This is a genomic window from Roseomonas haemaphysalidis, from assembly GCF_017355405.1.
GTDB classification, from domain to species: Bacteria; Pseudomonadota; Alphaproteobacteria; order Acetobacterales; family Acetobacteraceae; genus Pseudoroseomonas; species Pseudoroseomonas haemaphysalidis.
Window position 1 is genome coordinate 371,705 of the sequence record NZ_CP061179.1, and the last position, 16,328, is coordinate 388,032.

13 protein-coding genes are annotated in these 16,328 nt (G+C 72.4%); 8 read left to right on the forward strand and 5 right to left on the reverse strand.

The features are described from left to right. Positions 1–10: 10 nt before the first annotated feature. Both IAI59_RS21375 and ggt read left to right on the forward strand, forming a co-directional pair. Entirely contained in the window at positions 11–1,606 is a 1,596-nt protein-coding gene (locus tag IAI59_RS21375; RefSeq protein ID WP_207415253.1) for an ABC transporter substrate-binding protein, read from the forward strand. Between the two features lie 237 nt (positions 1,607–1,843). Next, positions 1,844–3,451, forward strand: coding sequence for a gamma-glutamyltransferase (gene ggt, locus IAI59_RS21380; protein ID WP_207415252.1), 1,608 nt, complete (start codon positions 1,844–1,846; stop codon positions 3,449–3,451). 9 nt (positions 3,452–3,460) lie between these two features. Here ggt and IAI59_RS21385 read toward each other — a convergent pair whose 3' ends face one another. Further along, on the reverse strand, positions 3,461–4,672 hold the full coding sequence (locus tag IAI59_RS21385) for an ROK family transcriptional regulator (protein WP_207415251.1): 1,212 nt from the start codon (positions 4,670–4,672) through the stop codon (positions 3,461–3,463). Positions 4,673–4,757: 85 nt separating this feature from the next. Here IAI59_RS21385 and IAI59_RS21390 point away from each other — a divergent pair, with 85 nt between their 5' ends. The 3 genes from IAI59_RS21390 to IAI59_RS21400 are packed head-to-tail and all read left to right on the forward strand — an operon-like array spanning position 4,758 to position 7,757. Beyond that, positions 4,758–5,507 (forward strand): glucosamine-6-phosphate deaminase, encoded by a 750-nt coding sequence (locus tag IAI59_RS21390; protein ID WP_207415250.1) that lies wholly within the window; start codon positions 4,758–4,760, stop codon positions 5,505–5,507. After that, positions 5,504–6,562, forward strand: a complete 1,059-nt coding sequence (locus IAI59_RS21395) for an amidohydrolase family protein (RefSeq protein WP_207415249.1) — start codon at positions 5,504–5,506, stop codon at positions 6,560–6,562. The genes IAI59_RS21390 and IAI59_RS21395 overlap by 4 nt, the downstream gene beginning before the upstream one ends. Beyond that, positions 6,555–7,757 (forward strand): extracellular solute-binding protein, encoded by a 1,203-nt coding sequence (locus IAI59_RS21400; RefSeq protein ID WP_207415248.1) that lies wholly within the window; start codon positions 6,555–6,557, stop codon positions 7,755–7,757. The genes IAI59_RS21395 and IAI59_RS21400 overlap by 8 nt, the downstream gene beginning before the upstream one ends. Positions 7,758–7,805: 48 nt before the next feature. Here IAI59_RS21400 and IAI59_RS21405 read toward each other — a convergent pair whose 3' ends face one another. Next, on the reverse strand, positions 7,806–9,170 hold the full coding sequence (locus IAI59_RS21405) for a right-handed parallel beta-helix repeat-containing protein (RefSeq protein WP_207415247.1): 1,365 nt from the start codon (positions 9,168–9,170) through the stop codon (positions 7,806–7,808). A gap of 386 nt (positions 9,171–9,556) precedes the next feature. On the opposite strand from IAI59_RS21405, the gene IAI59_RS21410 reads away from it, so the two are divergent. Continuing rightward, positions 9,557–10,273 carry a response regulator gene (locus tag IAI59_RS21410; protein WP_207415246.1) on the forward strand — a complete coding sequence of 239 codons (717 nt, stop codon included), beginning with the start codon at positions 9,557–9,559 and terminating at the stop codon, positions 10,271–10,273. Further along, on the forward strand, positions 10,270–11,610 hold the full coding sequence (locus tag IAI59_RS21415; RefSeq protein WP_207443960.1) for an ATP-binding protein: 1,341 nt from the start codon (positions 10,270–10,272) through the stop codon (positions 11,608–11,610). The genes IAI59_RS21410 and IAI59_RS21415 overlap by 4 nt, the downstream gene beginning before the upstream one ends. On the opposite strand, the gene IAI59_RS21420 is transcribed toward IAI59_RS21415, so the two are convergent. Further along, complete coding sequence (locus IAI59_RS21420; RefSeq protein WP_207415245.1) at positions 11,605–13,167, reverse strand: sensor histidine kinase; 1,563 nt, start codon at positions 13,165–13,167, stop codon at positions 11,605–11,607. The genes IAI59_RS21415 and IAI59_RS21420 overlap by 6 nt on opposite strands. After that, complete coding sequence (locus tag IAI59_RS21425; RefSeq protein ID WP_207415244.1) at positions 13,158–13,862, reverse strand: response regulator transcription factor; 705 nt, start codon at positions 13,860–13,862, stop codon at positions 13,158–13,160. Before IAI59_RS21425 ends, IAI59_RS21420 begins: the two co-directional genes overlap by 10 nt. A 129-nt stretch (positions 13,863–13,991) precedes the next feature. Between IAI59_RS21425 and creD the strand changes: the two genes are divergently transcribed. Beyond that, positions 13,992–15,329, forward strand: coding sequence for a cell envelope integrity protein CreD (creD, locus tag IAI59_RS21430; protein WP_207415243.1), 1,338 nt, complete (start codon positions 13,992–13,994; stop codon positions 15,327–15,329). A 10-nt stretch (positions 15,330–15,339) separates the two neighbouring features. On the opposite strand, the gene IAI59_RS21435 is transcribed toward creD, so the two are convergent. Then, entirely contained in the window at positions 15,340–16,236 is an 897-nt protein-coding gene (locus IAI59_RS21435; protein ID WP_207415242.1) for a LysR family transcriptional regulator, read from the reverse strand. Positions 16,237–16,328: the final 92 nt, after the last annotated feature.

A 16,328-nucleotide genomic window follows, 5' to 3' on the forward strand; every position in this document is an offset into this window, starting at 1 on the left:
GGAGACGCCCATGCGCCGCCGCCACCTCCTCGCCGCCGCCGGCGCCCTGGCCACCACCGGCTGGGGGGCGCTTGCGCCGCGCCCGGCGCGGGCCGCCGGCACTGCCCTGCAGATCGGCCTGGGCGGCGCCTTCACGACCATGGACCCGCATTTCTACCACGCGGTGCCCAACCACACGGTCGCGATGCACATCTACGAGCGGCTGATCAACCGCGCGCCGGACGGGCGTCTGATCCCGGGCCTGGCCACCGAGTGGAAGCCGCTGTCCGACACGCTCTGGGAATTCAAGCTGCGCCCCGGCGTGAAGTTCCACGACGGCGGCGACTTCACCGCGGACGACGTGGTCTTCACCTTCCAGCGCGCGCGTGACGTGCCCAACAGCCCCGGTGGCTTCGGCGGCTTTCTGCGCGCGGTGGAGCGGGTGGAGGTGATGGACCCGCTGACCATCCGGCTGCACACGCCCGTGCCGGCGCCTGACCTCGGCCCCAACCTCACCTATGTCGGGATCGTGTCCCGCCGCGTGGGCGAGGGCGCCACCACGGCGGACTACAATTCCGGCAAGGCGGCGGTCGGCACCGGTCCCTACAAGTTCGCCTCCTACACCCCCGGCAACCGCGTGGAGCTGGCGCGCAACGATCTCTGGTGGGGTCCGAAGCAGGGGTGGGAGACGGTCGCGCTGCGGCTGCTCAGCAACCCCGCCGGCCGCACCGCCGCGCTGTTGTCCGGCGACGTGGACCTGATCGACACCCCCTCCGTCAGCGATCTGCCGCGCCTGCGCGGCGACGCGCGCGTGCAGGTGGAGGCCATTCCCGGCATTCGCCTGATCTACCTGGTGCCCGACCTGTCGCGCGAGGGTGAAAGCCCCTTCGTGACCGATGCCGGCGGCACGCCGTTGCCGCGCAATCCGTTCCGTGACCTGCGGGTGCGCCAAGCCCTGTCCATCGCCCTGCAGCGGGACGCCCTGGCCGACCGCGTGATGCTGGGCACCGCCACGCCCACCGGCCAGTGGATGCCGCCGGGCGCCTATTCCTACGCCCCCAAGGTCGCACCGCCACAGCTCGACGCCGACCGCGCCCGCAAGCTGCTGGCCGAGGCCGGGCTGCCGGACGGCTTCCGCCTGGTGTTGCACACGCCGAACGACCGCTACCCCAATGACGCGCGGCTGGCGCAGGCGGTCGCGCAGATGTGGACGCGCATCGGCGTGCAGACCACGGTGGAGGCGATGCCGTGGTCCACCTACGTGGCGCGTGGCGGGCGGCAGGAGTTCTCCATGGGCCTGTGGGGCTGGGGCAGCGCCACCTTCGAGGGTGGCTACATGCTGAGCCAGTGCTTCGCGTCCCACAACAAGGACCGCAGCCTCGGCCTGTACAACTACGGCCGCTTCAGCGACCCAGAACTGGACGCGATGATCCTGCGGGCCACCTCGACGGTGGATGAGGCCGCGCGTGAGGCGCTGCTGATCGAGGCAACGGAGAAAGCCGCCGCCGCCGTGCCGGTGATCCCGATGCTGATGCTGCAGAACCTGTGGGCCGTGCGCAAGGGCATCGACTTCTCGCCGCGCTCGGACGAGCGGACGCTGGCGGTCGACGCGCGGATGGCGGGCTGAGCTCGGCCCGGCACCCGCGCCTGGCGCAGGCCGGGCGGATCAGCCCCTGTGCCCCCGTGCCGGTCCGCAACGCTGCAAAGCCCGCGGTCCCCACCTTGCTCCTGGGCAGCATAGCCCGGAGGATTGTAGCTGACTGATCGCGTTGCGCTTTGAAAGGAGTGCCGTCCCCGGCCAACTTTCTCCACCAGGGGGACGGCCTTCCCTGAGGAGCCCTGAGAAACACTAAGGAAACAATCGATGCGCGGCATGGTGGTGGCGGCACAGCCGGAAGCGGCGGAGGCGGGCGTGGAGGTGTTGCGCGCGGGCGGCAACGCGGTGGACGCGGCCATCGCCTGCGCCTTCAGCCAGGGCGTGGTGGACCCGCAGATGTGCGGCATCGGCGGCTTCGGCGCGATGCAGGTCTGCATGCCCAGGCGGGGGGTGCACACGGTGCTGGAGTTCTTCGCCCGCGCGCCGCTGTCGGCGACGCCGGAGATGTGGGCGGACCGTTTCATCGGCCAGTCGCGCGACGGCTTCGTGTTCCTGCTCGACGACCAGCGCAACGACATCGGCTACGGCGCCGTCGGCACGCCGGGCAACGTGGCGGGCTACACGGAAGCATTGCAGCGCTTCGGCAGCATGCCGCTGCGGGAGGTGATGCGGCCGGCCATCGCGCAGGCGCATCGTGGCGTCATGGTGCGGCCCTACATGCATTATTACTGGGCGATGGACCATGGCGGCGACGGCCAGGTGAACGTGGCCGACAAGCTGCGCTTCAGCGAAACCGGGCGGCAGGTGTATTTCTGCGCCGACGGCACGATGAAGCGCCCCGGCGACACGCTGCGCAACCCGGAGATGGCGCAAACCTTGGAACGCATCGCCGAAGGTGGCGCCGAGGCTTTCTACCACGGCGACATCGCGCGCGAGATCGCCGCCGACATGGCGGCGCGCGGCGGCGGCGTGACGCTGGCGGACCTGGCGGCCTATCGGGTCAAGGAGAAGTCGCCTTGCTGGGGGGCGTATCGCGGGCTGCGCGTCGCTTCCAACCCGCCGCCCGCCGGCGGGGGCTCGCTGATCGAGCTGCTGCATATCCTGCAATGCTTCGACCTGGCGGCGCTGGAGCACAATGGCACGGAGCATCTTCGCATCCTGGCCGAAGCCATGAAGTGGATGACCATCAGCAAGGACGCCCACATGGGCGACCCCGACTTCGTCGACGTGCCGCTGGACCGGTTGCTGTCGGCGGCGCATGCGGAGGCGCTGGCCGCGCGCATCCGCGCCGGCGAGAAGGCCAGCGTGCCGCGCGCCGAGGAACCGCGCGACCCACCGGATACCACCGTGGTGTGCGTGGTGGATGGCGAAGGCAACGCGGTTTCCCTGACGCACACGCTGGGCATTCCGTCGGGCGCCATCACGCCGGGACTGGGCTTCATGTACAACGGCTGCATGAGCGGCTTCGACCCGCGCCCGGGCCGCGCCGCCTCCATCGCGCCGGGCAAAAGCCGCGGCAGCGCCATGGCGCCGACGCTGCTGTTCCGTGACGGGTCGGTGGAAATGGTGATCGGCGCGCCGGGCGGTACCTTCATCGTGCCGGCCCTGGCGCAGGCGATCAGCAACGTGGTGGATTTCGGCATGTCGATGTCAGAAGCCGTGGCGGCGCCGCGCATCGTGGCGCTGAGCGATACCATCGACATCAGCAACCGCATTCCGCACCGCACGGCCGACGCCCTGGGAGAGATGGGCTATCCGGTCGCGCGGTCGTACCAGAGCTTCGCCTTTGGCGCGCCGCACGGGCTGCTGATCCGGGACGGAGCATGCACCGGCGGCGCCGACCCGCAGCGCGACGGCATGGCCCTGCGGGCGTGACGGGGCGGCTCAGCCGCCGGGCGGCACGTCGCGCAGCCGGGCCTGCACCGCTTCGGTCAGCAGCGGCGCGGCGGCGCCCTCGATAGCCAGCGCCACGCTGCTGCTCACCGGCACAAGGGGCGGCAGGCCGAGGCCACCGATCGAGCCCTCCTGCCGGAATGCCGTCTCGAACTGCGTCCAGAAGCCCGGCTGCGCGCTGAAGGGCCCGGATACCAGCACGCGCCCGGGAAACAGCAGCCGGCACAGGTTGGCCAGCGCCTGCGCCACCAGCGTGGCTGCCTGCCGCAACGCCGGTGCCGTGGTCAGGTCCCGCTCGCGGAGCTGCCCGGCCAGTTCGGCCTCGTCCTCCGCCAATTCCGGCCAGGCGTCACGCAGCTGGGGCAGCAGCGCCCACAGCGCGGCGCCGGTTTCCAGGCATCCCTCCTGGCCACAGCCGCAGCGCCGCCCGGCCAGGGCGCGGAAGCGCCAGTGGCCGATCTCGCCGAAGGGGCCGCCGGCGGCGTTGAACACCGTGCCGTCCACCGCATAGGCCAGCCCGATGCCCCAGCCCCAGTGCAGCAGGAGCGTGCCGCCGGAGCGCAACGCCGGCTCCGCCAGCAGGCGGGCCTGCAGCTCGGCTTCCAGCTGCCGCGCCACCCGGACGGGCGCCGCCGCCGGCGACAGCGCGGCGCCGAGGTCCAGCCCGCACAGCCTTGGCCAGCGGGAGGAGGCGAGCCACCGCCCGCCCTGCAGGTCCACCACGCCGGACACGGCGGCAGCGGTGCCGGCGTGTTCCATGCCGGGGGGTGTCGCGGCCCGCAGCCGCGAGGCGATGCCCGCCAGAACGCCGGACATCGCCTCGTTGTCCGCGTCCGGCCCCACGGTCCGCGCGTCCCGGTGCAGAACGCGGCCGGACAGGTCCACCAGCACCCCCACCACGTCGCGGCTCGCCACATGCAGCACGGAAGCACCCAGCACCGCCGGGTTGGCCCGCAGCGTCGCCGCCGGCCGCCCGCGCCCCTGCTTCTTGCCCGAGGCTTCCAGCAGCAGCCGCCGCTGCACCAGCTCCCCCACCACCCTGGACACGGTGGTGGAGCGCAGCCCCAGTCGCTCCACCAGCTGCGGGCGGGACCAGAGGCCGTCGCGCATCACGGCCTGCAGCACCTGGGCGCGATCCGCCCCGCCGCCGGAGGCGGGCTGCCGTGGGTCAAGCTGGATCAGCATGGGCGTCTGCACGGTCATGTTTCTGAACCACGCTATTCAAAAATAAGTTGCCAGCCGAAATCGCGTCTGTTCTGCTTCTAGGCATGCGAGGAAACGGCCGGATATGATCAGTCTGAGGGTTTGTCCTGACAAGGGCGCGCTGGGCCAGGCGGCCGCCGAGGCGGGTGCCGAGGCCATCCGCGCCGCGCTGCGGCACCGTGGCGAGGCGACCATCGTGGTGGCCACCGGCGCCAGCCAGTTCGAGATGCTGGAAGCGTTGTGCGCCATGCCCGGCATCGACTGGGCGCGGGTGACCGCCTTTCACCTCGACGAATATGTCGGACTGCCGGCCAGCCACCCCGCCAGCTTCCGCGGCTACCTGCGGGAGCGCTTTCTGGCGCCGCTCGATGGCCGCCCGAAACTGGAGGAGGTGAATGGCGAGGCGCCCGACCCAGGGGCGGAAGCCGCGCGCCTGTCCGCCCTGATCGGCGACCGCGCGGTGGATGTCTGCTTCGCCGGGCTGGGGGAGAACTGCCACCTCGCCTTCAACGACCCGCCCGCCGACTTCGAGGCGGCAGCCGGCTTCATCGTGGTGGAGCTGGACGAGGCCTGCCGCCGCCAGCAGTTGGGCGAGGGCTGGTTCCCAAGCCTGGCGGCGGTGCCGCGCCGCGCCATCAGCATGAGCATTCCGCGCATCCTGCGGTCGTCTCTGGTGGTGCTGTCGGTGCCCGATGCGCGCAAGGCGCAGGCGGTGCGCGACGCCGTGCAGGGCCCCGTCACGCCGCTGCACCCCGGCTCCATTCTGCAACGGCACCCCCAGGCGCTGCTGTTCGTCGACCCCCCGGCCGCGTCGCTGCTGGATCAGCCGGGATGATTTCCCCGGGGCTGGTGGACCTGCAGGTCAACGGTTTCGCCGGGGTGGACTTCAACGACGTGGCGCTGACCGCTGCGGCGCTGGACCGGGCGCTGGAGGCGATGCTGGGCACCGGCGTCACCTGTTGCCTGCCCACCATCATCACGGCGCCGGAGCCGGTGCTGCGCGCGCGGCTGCGGGCGCTGGACGCCGCCGTGGCCGGCAGCCGGCTGGGGCCGCTGATGTGCCCGGGCTTCCACCTGGAAGGCCCTTTCCTGAACCCCGCCCCCGGCTATGCCGGCTGCCACCCGCCCGAAGCGATGGGCCCGCCCGACCCGGCGTTGCCCACTCGGCTGGAAGCCGGGCTGCGCCGCCCCATTCTTTTGCTGACCCTGGCGGCGGAGCTGCCGGGGGCGGCGGCGGCCATCCGCGCCGCGCGCGCCGAAGCCCGGCTGGTGGCGATCGGCCACAGCGCGGCTGACTTCGCGGAGGTTTCGGCGGCGGCGGAAGCCGGGGCCACGCTGTCCACCCACCTGGGCAACGGCCTGCCGCAAAGCCTGCCCAAGCTGGCCAACCCCTTGTTCGCGCAGCTCGCGGAGGACCGGCTGAGCGCCGGCTTCATTGCCGACGGCATCCACCTGCCGCCGCCGGCCCTGCGGGTGATGCTGCGCGCCAAGGGTGCGGGCCGCGCCTTTCTGGTGACCGATGCCACGGCCGCCGCCGCGGCCCCGCCCGGCCGCTACCCCTTCGCCGGCATGGTGGTGCAGCGCGGCGCGGATGGCACGGTGCGCCAGGACGGCGGCACCACGCTCGCCGGCTCCTCGCTATGCCTGGATGCCGCGATGCGCAACCTCGTGGCCTGGGGCGCCGCCACGCCCGAAGAGGCGCTGCGGCTGGCCGGCGAGGCGCCCGCCGCGCTGCTGGCCCCCGTGCTGGCCGCGCGCAACATCGCCCTGCCGCCGGCCGAGGCCGAATGGTCGCCCGCGCTCCATGTCCGGCGCGTCCGCGTCGGCACCGCCGAGCGGCGCTTTCCCTGCCCCACCGACCACCAACGGGAGTTCTGCCAAGATGCGTGACCTTTCCCTGCCGCGCCGGGCCGTCGTCGGCGGGCTGGCGGCCGCCACGGTGCTGGCCACGGCGCGGCGGCCCGCCCAGGCGGCGGCCCTGCCGCCCATGCCGCGCTCGCCCGTTGCCATCAGCGTGATGGACGTGTCCGGTGCCCTGGCGCTGCACCAGCGCGCCTTTGACGACTACCGCGCCGCCAAGCGGGACGCGGTGTCGCGCATCACCTTCGTCAAGGCACCGGCGCCGGAACTGGCCGCCAAGATCAAGGCGCAGCAGGATGCCGGGCGTTCGGACCTCGACCTCGTGCTGACCGGCAGCGACGGGCTGGCCAGCGGCCTGGCGCTGAACCTGTGGCAGCGCATCCTGCCCGACTACGCCGAGAAGTTCCCGGACTTGGAAGCGAACTACCAGCCGGCGGCGCTGAAACTGCACCGCGAGCAGGGTGCGGGCTTCGGCGTGGTGTGCTCCTACTATCCGTCCGGCCCGCTGCTGGAATACATGCCCGCCCGCGTGCCGGAAGTGCCGCAAACGGCGGAAGAGCTTCTGGCCTGGGCCAAGTCCCGCCCCGGCAAGTTCATGTATGCGCGGCCGACCAACTCCGGCCCTGGCCGCACCTTCATGATGGGCCTGCCCTATCTGCTGGGCGACCGCGACCCCAAGGACCCGATCAACGGCTGGGACAAGACCTGGGCCTACCTGCAGGAGCTGGGCCAGTACATCGAGACCTATCCCAGCGGCACGGGCGTGACCATGCGGGAGCTGGGGGACGGCACGCGGGACATGATCGTTTCCACCACCGGCTGGGACATCAATCCGCGCGCGCTCGGCATCGTGCCCAAGGAAGCCAGGGTTTCCATCCTGAAGGGGCACCACTGGGTATCCGATGCCAACTACATGGTGGTGCCCAAGGGGCTGCCGCCGGAACGTCTGGCGGTGGTGCTGGACATGATGGCCTTCGTGCTGCAGCCGAAGATGCAGGCCTATGCCTACGACGAAGGCTACCTGTACCCCGGCCCCGCGGTGAAGGACGTGGGGCTGGACCTGGCGCCGCCGGAAAGCCGCAAGGTGATCGAGGAATTCGGGCGGCCGGAATACGCCGCCATGATCGCCGACCACCCGATCGAGCTGCCGCTCAAGCCCGATCAGATGGTGCTGGCTTTCCGGCGCTGGGACGAGACGGTGGGCTCGCGCACCATGCGGCGCTGACCGGCGGGCGGGCCGCCGGCGAATGCCGGCGGCCCCGTTCTTTCCGTGCTAGTGCCAGATATCGGCGTGGTGCGACGGCTGGTGCAGGCCGTCGGCCAGCCCGTCGAAGCTCCACACCGCATGCGTCGGCGCGGCATCCGGCTGCGGGCCGTCGGGGCCGGAGGTGTCGCTGGACGGCGCGGGCACCTCGGCCGGCCACGACCCGGCGTCCCCGCCGTGCCCGAACCGGAAGTTCCAGCCCCCGTCGGACGCCGGGGTCCAGTGCGGCGTGGCTGCGGCCTCGGCCGGCACCGTATCGGCCGGTTCCGGAACGACAGCCACGGGGTCGGCCGGCGCGGCATGCGCCGGCGTCGTGCCGGTGCCCGCCGTATCGTTGGCGACCGTTTCCGCGGGCGCCGTGCCGGTGGAGCTGGTGTCCGCGGGAACCGTGTCCGCCGGGGTGGCCGAGACCGGTTCATCTGCCAGCGGCGCGCTGCCGCTGCTGTCAGACCCGCTGCTGGCGGACCAGGGATGCGACAGGTCCAGCAAAGGCTGCAACGCGAGCGCCACGCTGCCGGACACCTCGGCCAGGCCGGATGCGATCTGCGCCACGGACAGCCCGAACACCGAGTTGCCGTGCACCTCGGCAGTGACGCCGGTATCGTTCACCAACAGGCGGGCGCTGTCGGAATCGAGGTTGTTCACCACCATGTTGTCGGCGACGGTCAGGCTGGACCCCGCGTAGTCGTTGCCCTCGCCGCCGAAGTGGATGATCGCCGGGTTGTCGGAATGCGCGCCCTGCTCGATGGTGTTGCCGGTCAGCGTCGCGACGCCGCCGTTCGGCAGGTCGATGGAATAGCTGGCCGTACCGTCGCCATCCGCGATGCGGCTGCCGGTGATGGTGGTTTCGCTGGCGCGGCTCTTGATCTCGTGCCCGATGATGGCGTCGTGGAAGTAGCTGTCTTCCACGGTCAGGGCGGCGATGTGGCCGACATAGAGGTTGTGCGTGTAGCCGTCCCCGGTGCCGTTGGAAGCGAACTCGGAGTTGCGGATGGTGATGGTGCCGTCCGAATCGTTGGCCAGCAGCCCTTCCTGGTTGTCGTGGAAGTAGGCGTTCTCGACAACCAGATCGCCCGCCTGGTGGCGGATGCCCGCGCCGTTGCCATCCGCCACGGCGGCCCCGGAGAACTCGAAGTTCTTGATGGTGACGTCGGCGCTGGTGGTCAGGATGGCCTTGCCGTCGCTGGGCGCCTCGGTAGCCAGTAGGTGGACCATGCCGCCCACGCCTTCCAGCGTGATGTTCGTGTTGATGGCGGCGAAGTCGTTTACATAGGTCCCGGCCTGGACCTGCACGACGTCGCCGTCCTGGCTCGCCGCCACGGCGGCGTGGATCGTCTCGAACTGCAGGCCTGTGCCTACGGTCAGGGTGGTCATTCAGCGTATTCCTTTGGTCGCGGGACACACCAGCCCTGGGCGGGCGGCCCCTTTGCGTTGCGTCGGATGCAATCCCGGCATCGCGGATGCCCACGCCGTCCGGCGCGGGTCACGGCGTTGCCGTGCCTTCTCCCCTGGTTCGGGCCGCAGGATCGCGGGCCCGGCAGCCACATGCCATGCCAAGGTGTCGCGGCGATTGCTGCTGTGCTTCCGCCCTGAAATCTCGCGCGGGCGTGAGGCGCCTTGCCAGCGGCACCAGGGCCCGGCGGGGCAGCGCGCAGGCGGGGCAGCGGCTGGGCCGGTACCGTTCGCGCGCGTTTGTGTCAGCCCGGAAATCCGATTCCGCTTGACGGTCCACCGGCTCCGCTCGGACAGCACCGCCTGACATGCCGAGCACCGCGCACATCCTCGTCGTGGATGACGATCCGGACATCCGGGAGCTGATCGCAGGCTTTCTCGAACGTCATGGCTTCAGCGCGGACAGCGCCGCGGATGCCGTGGCGATGGAACAGGCGCTGGAGCGCCGCGCCGCCGACCTGATCGTGCTGGACCTGATGATGCCGGGCGAGGACGGGCTATCCCTGCTCCGCCGCATCACGGCCGGGCCGCGCACGCCGGTGATCATCCTCAGCGCGGTGGGCGACGACACGGACCGCATCGTCGGGCTTGAGCTTGGCGCGGACGACTACCTCAGCAAGCCCTGCAACCCGCGCGAGCTGCTGGCCCGCGTGCGGGCCGTGCTGCGCCGGCGCAGCGAGGCCACGGCGGCGCCGGGCGAGGGCGTGCGCAGCGTGGCGGAATTCGAGCGCTGGACGCTGGACCGCCTGCGGCGGGAGCTGCACAGCCCCGGCGGCGTGCTGGTGGACCTGTCGGACGGCGAATTCTCCCTGCTGGTGGCCTTTCTGGAGCGGCCGGGCCGCGTGCTGACGCGGGACCAGCTGCTGGACTACGCCCGCGGCCCGGAGTCCGAGGCCTTCGACCGCGCGGTGGACGTGCAGATCTCCCGCCTGCGGCGCAAGCTGGCGCTGGGCGCCGGGGGCAACTTCATCCGCACCGTGCGCAACGAGGGCTATCTGTTCGAGCCGGAGGTCACCTGGAAATGAGCCGGCCGCGCCGGTCGGCACCGCTGCGGGTGCAGATCTTCCTGCTGCTGCTGGGCAGCATCACGGCGGCGCAGGTGGCCTCCGCCATCGTGTTGTTCAACGCCCCGGTTCCCGCCGCCGCACCCGTCCGCGTGGAAAAGGCCGCGGCTTTGCTTCGCGAAGGCCTGACCGGTGACGCTGCGGAATGGTTCAGCCTCACCCTGGACGAGCGCGCGCCCTACGACGACATGGAGGACGCGATCGAGCGGGAATACCGCGACGCCCTGGCCCGGCGGCTGGAGGTGGAGCCGGCGCTGGTGCGCACCGTGCTGCGCGCCGGTTCCCCCCGCGCCAAGCCGCGCCCGGAGATCGGTGGCCAGGGCACGCCCCCCTGGCTGTTCCGCACCCAGGCCGGCAGCTCCGACGTCCCGGTCGCCACCTTTTCCGCCGCGCTGCGCCAGCCGGACGGCCGCTGGCTGGTATTGTCCGAGCGCCAGGGCCTGCTCAGCCCGTGGGAAAAGCGTGCGGTGCTGTGGCTCGGCGGCAGCGTGCTGGTGGCCGGGCTGCTGGGCTACCTGTTCGCCCGGCGGCTGACCGCCCCCATCCAGTCCTTCGCCGAGGCGGCCGAGCGGCTGGGGCGGGACCCCCGCGCCGCCGCCCCGGTGCCGGAGGGACCGGCGGAGCTGGGTGCCGCCGCGCGGGCGTTCAACGCCATGCAGGACCGGCTGCGCCGCTACGTGGAGGATCGCACCGCCATGGTCGGCGCCATCGCCCACGACCTGCGCACGCCATTGACCCGGCTTGCCTTCCGCCTGGAAGGCGGGCCGGAGGAGTTGCGCTGCAAGGCCTCCGGCGACATCGCGGAAATGGAGGCGATGATCAGTGCCCTGCTGTCCTTCGTGCACGACGCGACGGAGCCGGCGCAGCGGGAACGCCTGGAGCTGGGTTCGCTGGCCGAGCGGGTGTGCGCCGACCTGGCCGAGACGGGCGCGAACGCCAGCTTCGAGGACGGCGCCCCCGTGGTGCTGGATGCCGACCCGCTGGGGCTGCGCCGCGTGGTGACCAATCTGGTGTCCAATGCCTGCCGCTATGGCATCCGCGCCCGGGTGCGGGTCATGGCGCGACTTGGCGAGGCGGTAATCGAGGTGGATGACGACGGACCGGGCCTGGCCCCCGCAGAGCTGGAACGGGTCTTCGAGCCCTTTGTCCGGGCGGAACGCTCGCGCAGCCGGCGCACCGGCGGCGTCGGACTGGGGCTGTCCATCGTACGGCTCATCGTGCTGGCGCATGGCGGGACCATCCGGCTGGCGCCGCGGCCGGAAGGCGGCCTGCGCGCCACGGTGACGCTGCCGCTATGACGGCGGGCCCGGCCGCGCCGCCGGCAGCGTGACGCGGAAGGCGGCACCGCGCGCGGCGGCGACCAGCGCGATGCCGCCGCCGGCGCCTTCCAGAAGCGACCGCGCGATGGCCAGCCCCAGCCCCGTGCCGCCCTGCCCCCGCGCCGTTGTGAAGAACGGGTCGAAGGCCCGTACCGCGTTGGCGGGGGAGATGCCGGGGCCGTCGTCGGCCAGCAGCACGACAGCTGTGCCCCCCGTGCTGGCGATGCCGATGGTCACGGCGCTGCCCGGCCCGGCATGTGCCAGGGTGTTGCCCAGCAGGCTGTCCAGCACCGTCGCCACGGCTTGCGGCCCGATGGCGGCCAGGGCATCGCCCGTGACGGCGATGCGCAACGCCGGAAAGCGGGCCGCTGCCGCCTCGGCCAGCGGGCGCAGCGCCGCCTGGCCACCGGCGGCAGCCATATCCGCCCGTGCCAGGTCCAGCAAACCGCGCACCAGCCGGTCCAGCCGCGCCACGCCCTGCTCGATGGTTTCCGCGAAGCGGGCACGCTCGGCGGGACTCATCGCTTCACCGTGCTCGGCCAGCAGCTCGGCGGCACCGCGCATGGCGGCCAGCGGTGTCTTGAACTCGTGGCTCACATGGGCGGCCAGCCCGCGCACATAGCTGGCGCGGCCTTCCAACGTCTGCGTCATGCGGGCGATGGCATCCGACAGCTCCGCCGCTTCGCGCAGCGCCGTGGCGGGCAGCGCGGGCAAGGGCGCGCGGCCGCCGGCGGCCACCTGCCGCGCGGCCCGTACCACCGCCTCCAGCGGCCGGGTGATCAGCCATGAGGCCAGCACCGCCAGCGCCGCCCCCAGCAGCAACAGCAGCAGGCCCATGGCGGCGATCTCGGGCAGCTTGTTCAGGATGGTTTGCCGCACCGTGGCGGGGGTGCGCGACAGCAGCACGACGGCTTCCACCCGCTCGCCATCCATCACCGGCATGGCCAGGTGCACGCGCAGCCCGGCGGTGCGGCTGATGCCGTCCGGCACGTCGGTCGCGATCTTTTCCCGCCGCCGCAGCACCGCCATGGGCTGGCCCGCGCGCGCCGCCTCCACCTCCTCCAGCCCCGCCAGCGACAGGCCGGTGTCGTTGCCTGTTGAGGCGACCACGGTGCCGGCGGCATCCAGCAGCCGCAGGGCGGCGAGCGTCACGGCCTGGGTGTCGCGCAGCACCGGCAGCAGGCGCGCGCCGGCCTCGGCCGCCACGGGGTCGGGCGGCGGCGCGGGGCGCGGGTCGGGCGCCAGCGGTAGCACGGGGTCGTGCGCCAGATCCAGGCCACGGCGGCGCGCGGTTTCCAGCGCGCGCGGCGTCAGCCCTTCCGCCAAGCTGTCACCGCGCAGGCCGCGCGTGGCGCGCCAGGCGCCCGCCAGCACCGCCGCCTGCGCGCGCAGCTCGCTTTCGGTTTGCCGCACCAGGGCGCTTTCATACAGCCGCAGCGCCCACAGCCCGGACAGCGGCAGGGCCAGGATCACCAGATTGCTGAACAACAGCAGCGTGCGCAGCCGGGGGCGCCCCAGCGGCCAGGTCAGTCGCATGGGCCGAGGCGGTAGCCGAAGCCCGGCAGCGTTTCCACCGGCGCCGCGCCCAGCAGCGCGAACTTGCCGCGCAGCCGGCGGATGTGGCTGTCGATGGTGCGGTCGGACACGATGCGCTCCACCGCGTAAGCGCCGTCCATCAGCGCGTCGCGGTCCAGAACGCGGCCGGGGCGGCGCAGCAGGGTGCGCAACAGGCCGAACTCGGTGGCCGTCAGCACCACCTCCCGCCCGTCCCAGCACACGCGCGCGGTGCCGTTGTCCAGCGACAGGCGGCCGTGGCGCAGCACCTCCGGCGTGGGCGCCGGGGGAGGCGGCGCCGGCACGGCCCCGCGGCGCAGCACCGCCTTGACGCGCGCCACCAGCTCACGCGGGCTGAAGGGCTTGGTCAGGTAGTCGTCGCCGCCGATCTCCAGCCCCACCACGCGGTCGATCTCGTCGTCACGGGCAGACAGAAACAGCACCGGCACCCGCGCGGCCGCCCCGCCGGAGCTGCGCAAGGCGCGGCACAGCTCCGTGCCGTCCATTTCCGGCAGCATCACGTCCAGCACCATCAGGTCGGGGGGGCTGGCGCGGGCCATGGCGAGGCCGGCGGCGCCGTCCGAGGCTTCCTCCGTGCCGAAGCCGGCGCGGTCCAGCGCGAAGCGCACCACGTCGCGGATGGCCGGGTCGTCGTCCACGATCAGGATACGCGGCATGGGGGGTCCTTTCTGCCGCCTTCTGCACCGGATTTGCACGGCTTTGGCAAGGGCTTTCCCCGCCCGCGCCATCCGGGCGGCACCGCGAAGGACGAGGATGCGGCCACACCCCCCGAGGAGCCTTCAGGCATGACCGATCCCGTTCCGCCACCCCCACCCCCGCCGGCGCGCATGCCGATCCGCCTGGGCCGTGCCGGCAAGCTCGGCCTGGTGGCCGGGCTGCTGCTGGTGCTTTTGGTGCCGCATATGATGATCGAGGTGGTGATCGACGAGCGGCAATCCTATCAGGACGAGGTGCGCGCGGGCATCGCGCAGAGCTGGGGACAGGCGCAGGCCGTGCTGGGCCCCGTGCTGGTGGTGCCGACCCGCGTGCCGGCGTCGCGCAATGCCGGCGACCCGCTGCGCTGGGAGCGTGGCGCCGTGGCGGTGCTGCCCACGGAGCTGGACGCCAAGGCGACGCTGGCACCCGAGCGCCGCCGCCGCGGCTTGTTCGAGGCCATGGTGTTCGAGGCCGAGGTGGGGCTGACCGCCCGCCTGGCGGTGCCGCCCATCAACGTCGCGGAGGGCACGGAACTGCTGTGGCGGGAGGCTTTTCTGGCCACCGGCGCCAGCGACCTGCGCTCGGCCGCCGGCGGTGCCCGCCTGGCGGTGGACGGCCGCCCACTGGTGGCCGCCGATGCCGCCGGCGCCGGCTGCTACGGCACAGAGCTGATCCGCTGGAACCTGTCGCTGGATGGCCCGCCCGAGCCGGGACAGGTGCTGGCGGTGGACGGCGCGCTGGCCCTGCGCGGCACCGGCAGCTTCGGGCTGCTGCCGCTGGCGCGCCGCGCCGGGCTGGCGGTCAGCGCGCCCTGGCCGACGCCGAGCTTCACCGGCGCCGGGCTGCCGGTGCGGGCCGACGTCACCGCCGGGGGCTTCGCGGCGCAATGGCGCGAAGGCACCGGGCAGGCGCTGGTGCGCCACCTGCCCGCCGGTTGGTGCGAGGCGCTGGTGCAGCCCGCGGCACAGGTGGGCGTGGACCTGCTGGAAGCGGTGCCGACCTACCGCATGGTCACGCGGGCCTCGAAATACGCCGCCATGTTCCTGGCCCTCGCCTTTCTGACCTACGTGCTGTTCGAGCTCCTGGCGGGCGTGCGCATCCACTTGATGCAATACGCGCTGCTGGGCCTGTCCGTGGTGCTGTTCCCGCTGTTGCTGCTGGCCTTTGGCGAGCCGCTGGGCTTTGCCGCCGCCTATGCCATCAGTACGGCCGCCGTGGTCGTCCAGGCCTCGGCCTATACCGCGGCGGTGACGCGGCGCGTCGGGCTGGCGGGGCTGTTCGCGGCGGTGCTGGGCGGGCTGTTCGGCTTTCTCTACATCGTGCTCAGCCTGGAAGCCTTCGCCCTGCTGGCCGGCGCCGTGGCCTTGTTCGCGGCGCTGTCGGTGGTGATGCTGGTCACCCGCAGGGTGGACTGGTCCGGCGGCTGAACCGCCGGCCTCACGCCTGCACGTAGTGGATGTCCCGCATCACCCGCCCGATGGTGCGGGCCACCGCCAGGACCTTGGGGTCGTCCACACCCTCGCGGAAGCTGGTGAACAGCAGGCCGTTTTCCACCGCCGGCTCCGCCGCCACCAGCCGCATGGTACCTTCCACCACGTAGCGCCGCGCCATGGGCACCGGCAGCAACCCGGCGCCGATGCCGCCCGCCACCAATTCCGCGATCACCGCCACGCTGCTGCAGATGCTGAGCCGGGCAGGCGCCAGCGCCGCGGTGCCGAACCAATGGGCGATCTGCCGGTGCATGGCGGAAGGCGGCGGGTTGGAGATGACGGGCAGCGACCACAGGTCGCGCGGCGTGACCGGCCCCGCCAGTCCCCAGCCCGCCGGCACCACCCAGGAGGTGGGCTGCGCCCCAAGCGGGCCAAGGTGCAGCCGCTCGTCGCCCACCGGGTTCAGCAGCACCGCGAGGTCCAGCGTGTCGCGCAGCAATGCCTGTTCCAGCGTGGTGCTGGTGGATACCACCCATTCCGGCCGCAGCGCCGGGTGGTCCTGCTGCAACCCGGCCAGGAGCGGCGGCAGGCAGGACACCGCGAAGCCCTCCGCCAGCCCCACGCGCACCGGCCCCGCCACGTCCCGCGCCGGATCGTCACCCGCGATGCCGCGCAGCTCCGCCATGATGGAAGCCACACGCGGCAAAAGCGCGCGGCCTTCCGCCGTCAGCCGCAGGCCGCGGGCGCGGCGCTCCAGCACGTCGCTGCCCAGGGCCGCGCGCAGGTCCCGCAGGCGCAGCGACAGCGTCGGCTGCGCCAGATTCAAATGCTGCGCCGCACGGTGGGCGGAGCCGAGCTGCGCGGTCCAGTAGAAGGCTTCCAGCTGCGCCAGGGTCACGCGCATCTTCAGAAATTCCAATAATGCGAGATTGAAACATCCCATTTGATTGCGGGAGTCAATTCCCGAATAGATCGGCCAGGCGCGGCGCAGTTCGC

What these genes read in the sequence shown, in the direction of transcription:
- IAI59_RS21375 (WP_207415253.1), top strand. Translation starts at nt 11, where the DNA reads ATGCGCCGCCGCCACCTCCTCGCCGCCGCCGGCGCCCTGGCCACCACC.
- ggt (WP_207415252.1), top strand. Translation starts at nt 1,844, where the DNA reads ATGCGCGGCATGGTGGTGGCGGCACAGCCGGAAGCGGCGGAGGCGGGC.
- IAI59_RS21385 (WP_207415251.1), bottom strand. Translation starts at nt 4,672, where the DNA reads ATGACCGTGCAGACGCCCATGCTGATCCAGCTTGACCCACGGCAGCCC.
- IAI59_RS21390 (WP_207415250.1), top strand. Translation starts at nt 4,758, where the DNA reads ATGATCAGTCTGAGGGTTTGTCCTGACAAGGGCGCGCTGGGCCAGGCG.
- IAI59_RS21395 (WP_207415249.1), top strand. Translation starts at nt 5,504, where the DNA reads ATGATTTCCCCGGGGCTGGTGGACCTGCAGGTCAACGGTTTCGCCGGG.
- IAI59_RS21400 (WP_207415248.1), top strand. Translation starts at nt 6,555, where the DNA reads ATGCGTGACCTTTCCCTGCCGCGCCGGGCCGTCGTCGGCGGGCTGGCG.
- IAI59_RS21405 (WP_207415247.1), bottom strand. Translation starts at nt 9,170, where the DNA reads ATGACCACCCTGACCGTAGGCACAGGCCTGCAGTTCGAGACGATCCAC.
- IAI59_RS21410 (WP_207415246.1), top strand. Translation starts at nt 9,557, where the DNA reads ATGCCGAGCACCGCGCACATCCTCGTCGTGGATGACGATCCGGACATC.
- IAI59_RS21415 (WP_207443960.1), top strand. Translation starts at nt 10,270, where the DNA reads ATGAGCCGGCCGCGCCGGTCGGCACCGCTGCGGGTGCAGATCTTCCTG.
- IAI59_RS21420 (WP_207415245.1), bottom strand. Translation starts at nt 13,167, where the DNA reads ATGCGACTGACCTGGCCGCTGGGGCGCCCCCGGCTGCGCACGCTGCTG.
- IAI59_RS21425 (WP_207415244.1), bottom strand. Translation starts at nt 13,862, where the DNA reads ATGCCGCGTATCCTGATCGTGGACGACGACCCGGCCATCCGCGACGTG.
- creD (WP_207415243.1), top strand. Translation starts at nt 13,992, where the DNA reads ATGACCGATCCCGTTCCGCCACCCCCACCCCCGCCGGCGCGCATGCCG.
- IAI59_RS21435 (WP_207415242.1), bottom strand. Translation starts at nt 16,236, where the DNA reads ATGCGCGTGACCCTGGCGCAGCTGGAAGCCTTCTACTGGACCGCGCAG.